The organism is Chroococcidiopsis cubana SAG 39.79, assembly GCF_003991895.1.
Classification (GTDB): domain Bacteria; phylum Cyanobacteriota; class Cyanobacteriia; order Cyanobacteriales; family Chroococcidiopsidaceae; genus Chroococcidiopsis; species Chroococcidiopsis thermalis.
Genome location: NZ_RSCK01000037.1, coordinates 12,720 through 18,806, shown reverse-complemented (window position 1 = coordinate 18,806; position 6,087 = coordinate 12,720). Strand labels below are relative to the sequence as shown.

General features: G+C 44.3%; 8 protein-coding genes and 1 pseudogene. 1 reads left to right on the top strand and 8 read right to left on the bottom strand.

The window, feature by feature from the left end; translation table 11 throughout:
• The 5 genes and pseudogenes from DSM107010_RS20345 to DSM107010_RS20325 form a co-directional block, all read right to left on the bottom strand.
• Window positions 1-729 (bottom strand): DDHD family phospholipase (locus DSM107010_RS20345; protein WP_199755648.1); only part of this gene is annotated, 729 nt, incomplete at its 3' end.
• 658 nt (window positions 730-1,387) lie between these two features.
• Window positions 1,388-1,822 (bottom strand): hypothetical protein, encoded by a 435-nt coding sequence (locus DSM107010_RS20340; RefSeq protein ID WP_106167337.1) that lies wholly within the window; start codon window positions 1,820-1,822, stop codon window positions 1,388-1,390.
• Window positions 1,823-1,986: 164 nt separating this feature from the next.
• Window positions 1,987-2,340 carry a transposase gene (locus DSM107010_RS43020; RefSeq protein ID WP_158631826.1) on the bottom strand — a complete coding sequence of 118 codons (354 nt, stop codon included), beginning with the start codon at window positions 2,338-2,340 and terminating at the stop codon, window positions 1,987-1,989.
• Window positions 2,288-2,497 (bottom strand): annotated as a pseudogene (locus DSM107010_RS41415) (IS1 family transposase); the annotation flags it as partial. The gene DSM107010_RS43020 and the pseudogene DSM107010_RS41415, both read right to left, overlap by 53 nt.
• A 56-nt stretch (window positions 2,498-2,553) precedes the next feature.
• The gene (locus DSM107010_RS20325; protein ID WP_106167339.1) at window positions 2,554-2,970 is read right to left on the bottom strand and encodes a mannose-binding lectin; all 417 of its coding nucleotides are present in this window, start codon (window positions 2,968-2,970) and stop codon (window positions 2,554-2,556) included.
• Window positions 2,971-3,263: 293 nt separating this feature from the next.
• On the opposite strand from DSM107010_RS20325, the gene DSM107010_RS20320 reads away from it, so the two are divergent.
• Window positions 3,264-4,250: an aldo/keto reductase gene (locus tag DSM107010_RS20320; protein ID WP_106167340.1), complete on the top strand. Its 987-nt coding sequence runs from the start codon at window positions 3,264-3,266 to the stop codon at window positions 4,248-4,250.
• 35 nt (window positions 4,251-4,285) lie between these two features.
• Here the strand turns inward: DSM107010_RS20320 and DSM107010_RS20315 are convergent, their stop codons facing one another.
• From DSM107010_RS20315 to DSM107010_RS20310, 3 genes are all read right to left on the bottom strand, one after another.
• The gene (locus DSM107010_RS20315) at window positions 4,286-5,191 is read right to left on the bottom strand and encodes a helix-turn-helix domain-containing protein (protein WP_106167348.1); all 906 of its coding nucleotides are present in this window, start codon (window positions 5,189-5,191) and stop codon (window positions 4,286-4,288) included.
• 280 nt (window positions 5,192-5,471) lie between these two features.
• Window positions 5,472-5,618, bottom strand: coding sequence for a hypothetical protein (locus DSM107010_RS38590; protein WP_158631825.1), 147 nt, complete (start codon window positions 5,616-5,618; stop codon window positions 5,472-5,474).
• A partial coding sequence (locus DSM107010_RS20310; RefSeq protein WP_277871338.1) for an FAD-binding domain-containing protein occupies window positions 5,600-6,087 on the bottom strand: 488 nt, incomplete at its 5' end. The genes DSM107010_RS38590 and DSM107010_RS20310, both read right to left, overlap by 19 nt.

The window sequence follows — 6,087 nt, the reverse complement described above, 5'->3', positions numbered from 1 at the left end:
CTCATTTTCCTTGTTTCGATTAAACAACTTACCGAGAGGATAGGCAATTGGATCTTCTGAATCCCAAAAGTTAAGCCAAATACGCCCATCACCTCTGACTGGATTTTTTAATTGGGTAAAGGGATATTCCTGCATCCACAGCGTCCCCTTCCTCATTAAGAACAAACCTATCGGAGATCCCATTGTGAATAAATGACGGCATTGCTGTTGCAATCGCCCAAATTCTTCTGAAGTTGGCTCGGGCACTGGCTCTATAATTGGTTCTGACTTAGGAATAAATAGTTCGTTTTGCTCCCACAGGTTGAAAACGTAATCGAAGGCGACGGCGCAGCCGAGGGAGTGAGCGATAATGCTATAGCTTGCTCCTTGGCTCAGCGGTTGCTGGAGGCTTTTCCAGATATCCTGCCAAACCCTGCGGCGGATGAAGTTTACGTCCTCCGATACATAAGCAATGACATCTCCCAGAAAAAAGCTCATGAAGTCTCTGACATATTTCATGGGATTCAGTGTTTGCTGTCTTAAGTCAGGGAAAGCATCATCATATAGCGTTTGTGCCGCCGTGCTCAAAGGAGGAGTGTGCCATGCCGTGTCAATTCGAGCAAACTTTGATTCAAAGTCAGATTTGGCTAACTTTGATGTCTTCATCAGAAGTCGCCACAAGTCCTCATAGCTTTCACTGGGATTACCCTCACCCATACCATGAATGAAAATCAAATAGTGCTTTTCCATAGCATTTCTCTGAGAACATAATTAACAATTGCAAGCCCAAGCTGGCAGATTCCGCAAACTTGACAAATCTTCGTTCGACTCTCTGTGGGTTGAGCTTTTCCCTGGCTCTGCGTATCGTGCGATCGCGACGTAAACTATCTGGTTTCTTCTGAAAAAGAGTTGATTGTCATAGTAAGACAGCCAGCCGAAAGCACCGACTCAGCTACAGTACTCAAGTATGACCGACACAGGAGGAAACCAAACGCCGCACCGTGCAGAGGTTGAAGATTGGTACGGATAGGAAGAAGGGGCAGCGATCGCCTCGCCAAGACACATCAACTTAGAATATGAGCAGACCAGGCGCAAGGAGGAAACCAAGCGCCGCGCCGTGCAGGTGTTGGATCTGCTTTGTCTGTGACAAACGTGGTGAAGCAACTGCAACGCCCTCGCAGTCCCAGCATTGAAGATCCCTGGTGCGGGTAGGAGGAAGGGATAGCGATAACTTCGTTCAGCTAAACGCTGCGCTACACTCCGTGAACGCTAACGCCGCTAGCTGGGGGAAAGCCGAGATACTTGCATTCAAGGGACATGACGTAAAGTAAGGACTCAATGCGGCAACATTCTCTCCAGCTAATTTAATCTTTTCTGCTGCTCATTACGCGAACGGTAAGTTATCAGTTTATTTAGGATTTTCCTCATTTTTTACGCCCCAAATAATCTCTATCAAACCACCAATAAAAACGCAAATAATCCCGTAGCTAATCATGTAGCTCAAAGTATCAAAAGGTGGATAGTTCTTCGGTTGACCACCTCCGACAAATAGTAGAATTGGCTGCCGAATTAAAGCCACGCTATCAATAGACAAGAGCGCGACCAACACAATTCCTATGATAAATTTTAAATGTGTTGCTAATTTAATATTTACTTGTAGGCAATAAAGCCAAAAGTACATACCTACTAATAAGGCAGCAAAAAGTTCTCCAATATGGATATTATTTCCAGGGGTAATAGAAATTATTTTTGTAGTAATAAAACCTATAGTAATTCCTATTATAAATCCTAGTAGAGCTTTTGGGGAAAATAAGCTCTTGACAAACTCTATAATTTTTTCCATGTTTTAATCCTTCAAGCTCTTTACTTGTTTAATAGGTCTAAATTTTAGAAATATGCATTCAATTTGTTGACTCGATAGTTACTAGTCAGGTGAGAGGGAAAACTTTGCTAATTCAACCGCGCTCTCACAGCAGTTTCCAATTGGGTGGAACATAAGTGAGTAAACTAGCCAACTACATCTTTGTCCGTGGCTAGATTAATGGCTACGCTAACAGAAGAGTTGAGTTCTTTATAAGTCCGAGCATCAGTAAAGCGTAAAAATTCTTTAAGTTTAGACCAACAATTTTCAATTGGATTAAAATCGGGAGAGTAAGGAGATAAGAATTTAACTTTGGCTCCAACAGATTCAATAGCCTCTCTAACTTTTATAGCTTTGTGGGCAGGTAAATTATCCATAACAACAGTTACTCCTGCCCACAGTTCAGGTACAAGAACTTGCGTAACATGGGTAAGAAACGCGGTAGTCCTACAGAAGTAAGGATAAGTCGTAATGAGGTAGAAAATACCAGATAGCTCCAATGTGGTTATCTAGTTTTTTGGGGAAGGATAAGGTTTTACGGACTAAACGAGAAACTCGTTGCCGAAGGGTACAGTTGAATCGTTCAATCAAATTAGTTTTACTACTGTTCCTGCCAACTCTTTTATGCCTAGAGTCGGGAACTACCCGCACATATGCTAATGTTCCCAACCATAGTTCATCGCATTGAATTTTTATTCTCCCCTTTTAGGTGTCTATCTCCTTCTCCAAGAAGTATTACGATCAAATGTCAAGTTACCATCTTGATTAGAAATGACACGATTTAAATCTAACTTTGTGCCTGTTCTCCAGTCCTTACTGTATGTTCTACAGTCCGCCTGTAAAGTAGTTCCACCGTCCCATTTTATATTTTTGCAAGTACTGATATAACCTCCACTTCTTGTTAAATGTCCATCCTTATTTCCTATTCCGCTATTTAAATCCAAAGAAGTATTACGATTATTAGCACTGCGATCTTTGCAAGTTGCATGTAAAAATTGACCCTGCTCCACTCGAATATTTCCACAGCTACGAGAAAAATTTCCAGCTAAAGCTTCTTTCCCTAAAGGGTTCAAACAAGCAACTGTCAAAGAGACAAAGCATAATAATGATAATGTTCTGTTGTTTGTCATTGTTTTGACGCTCACTGATTTTTGTTGGTTGTGCGTTAGGAAAGCGTGAGATAGGCTTCTATCTGTCTAAAATGTAATGAATTCCAACGCTCAACTTCTTGTAGATTCTTACAATGATTTGTCACATTCTTATGGTTTTAGCGCACCTGCTTGGGTGTCACTTTCACCCTTTGTTTTAATCTAGCGTTATACTCTGACCAGTTGCGAACCTTGTAGCTCACAGTGCTACCCAGTTTTTGGTGGTACTTAAATCCTCTTTTTGTGCGACAACGCTGCTCTTGGGAGTAAAAATTATGGAAATGCGAAAACTAGGCAGTCAAGGACTCGTGGTTTCCGAATTAGGATTAGGTTGCATGGGCATGTCTGAATTTTATGGGAGTCCCAACGATCGAGAATCGATCGCCACCATTCATCGTGCTATCGATCTAGGCATCAATTTTCTTGATACCTCAGATATGTACGGTCCATTCATCAACGAGCAGTTAGTTGGACAGGCGATTCGCGATCGGCGCGATCGAGCGATCGTGGCAACTAAGTTTGGCAATGTTCGCACACCCGATGGGCAATTTCTCGGCATCAGTGGTAAACCTGAGTATGTTCATTCTGCCTGTGATGCTTCCTTACAGCGCTTAGGTATTGATACGATCGATCTGTATTATCAGCATCGCGTTGACCCAACAGTACCGATTGAAGAGACAATCGGCGCAATGGCAGAATTAGTACAGCAAGGCAAAGTCCGCTACTTGGGTATGTCAGAAGCAGCTCCAACCACGATTCGACGGGCACAAACTGTTTATCCGATCGCAGCATTGCAGACGGAATACTCATTATGGAGTCGCGATCCAGAGGATGAAATTTTAGCTACAGTGCAAGAATTAGGCATTGGCTTTGTCGCTTACAGTCCATTAGACCGAGGTTTCCTTTCTGGTACAATTACTAAACCTGAAGATTTAGATCCAAACGATTTCCGTAGTCACTCACCTCGATTTCAAGGCGAGAATTTCTACAGAAATTTGCTGGTGGTTGAGCAGCTACGGGCGATCGCACTGGAAAAAGGCGTGACTCTTAGCCAACTTGCCCTTGCTTGGCTTTTGGCACAGAGAAAAGATATTGTGCCAATTCCAGGAACGAAGCGCCGTCAGTATCTAGAAGAGAATATTGCAGCAGTGGATATTATCCTGACATCAGAAGAGCTACAACTTATCGAAACTGTAGCACCGAAAGGAATTGTCATGGGCGAACGCTATGCCCCTCAACATATGAGCGCTGTGAATCATTGAAATCAGCCCATTATTCACCTAGATTGGTCACATTCTTATGGTAAAGGGCGCACCTGCTTTGGTGTCACTCCGGTGAGGCGTTTAAAGTGTCGTGTCAAGTGGCTTTGGTTAGAAAAACCCACTTGTAAGGCAATGTCTGCGATCGCTAAATCCGTTTTTGACAGCAGCAATTTCGCCCGTTCCACTCGCTGTTGAACCACGTACTGGTGCGGCGAAATCCCTGTAGCGCGTTTGAATAAGCTGGCAAAGTAAGTCGGGCTGATATTAATAACTTGGGCAATTTCAACCAGTGATAAATCTCGGTCGAGGTGAGTATGAATATACTCAATCGCTTGCTGCAACCGAGTACGAGTTAAGCTTCTGTCTTCAAAAGCGATGGGCTGCATGAAGGTAGAATAGTGCCGCAGCAGATGAATGACTAACACTTGGGTCAATGATTCGACATATAATCGCCCCATGATTCCATCTGACTGCAACTCAGCCAACAGCAGCATCGCAATATGATGAAGTTGTGAATCTTGCTTACCGAAACAGTTCATCAGGTCGATTCGGTCTATATCAATTTCGGATGCTTGGGCGGCTTGTTCGATCGACTCCGGTTTTAACCAAATATGCAACTGCTGCTGTTTGGGACGGTTGGTATCCCTTCTGGGGCTTCGCCAGGAACTCGGATATCCTGCGGGAACAAAGATGCTGTCTCCCTTTTGAAGGATTGACTCATGCAGGCGATTATCGCGTTTCTGGATCAAGGGGGCGGGTTGCCCTAGGGGTAAGATGAGCCGATGATCGGATAGGGCAGGACTTTTAGCTTCATTTGGAGTTGGAGAATATTGACATTGTTCAACCAAGATGCCATTCCAACTCAATTGCTGACTGGACAGCACCAGAGTTTTAGTCGAGCGTTGCCTGAGTTCGAGCGGGCTAACAAGGTTCTGTATCACAGATTTTGTTTCCGGCATTGAGCTTATCTTATTTGACCTAGTGCCACTCTTACAATGGGTTATGTTGCAAAGAATTGTAACCGTTTTTCAGCACGTTCTGGCAAGGCGAAAATATAGGGTTCGTGTGACCAAATCCAGCCTACGAAGAAACTATCGTGCTGTATACCTTTCAGCCTTTGAAGCGCTTTTTCTGTGCGCTCCTACTAAAGGTGTATGTTACCCAAATGAAAACCGCTATCATACTGCACTACCAAACAACCGTCTCAGAGCTCATCTGCTCCTATCGGCTTGCCATAGTGCGATCGCTGGTGTTTGACAAGCGTAAAGAATAAACTAAACGCCGTAGCAAGCGTTTGCTAGAACTTGATTTGGCTAGAATGTATAACACCCGTCCTACCATTACACGCATCAGTGTAGTACCAGGCACATCGCCCTCATCCTGAAATTCATCCAGCCCATCGTCTTGAGCTGTCGCATCGAAGCATCTACCAGTGGAAATCCAGTTTCTCCCTCCTGCCACGCCCCGTACAATTCCTGCTTTTGGGGTGTTAGTGCATCCGACGAATACCATTCATCGAATTCTGGGTAGCGGTTAGCGTGCGCTATTTCTGGATGTTGGTAGAGTCGTTGAGTAAAACTGTCGCGCCAGCGCAGGCGATCTCGGAATGCTTTGAGAGAGAATTCAGCTTTGGGTTGGTTGGATAACTCTGCTGCCCTGGCTTTCGTGCGTTGGTAGATAGTGCGAGTTGAGATCGTACCGAAAGCTATATGAGGCGAGAGGTGAGACGTAGCACCCTTCTGTGCTAGCCAGGGGCGAGACAGTTTCCAGTGATAGCCGTGAAATCGAGAGCCAAGAAACGAGTCCAGCGTTGCGTTAGCGGAGCTGAACGAAGTTA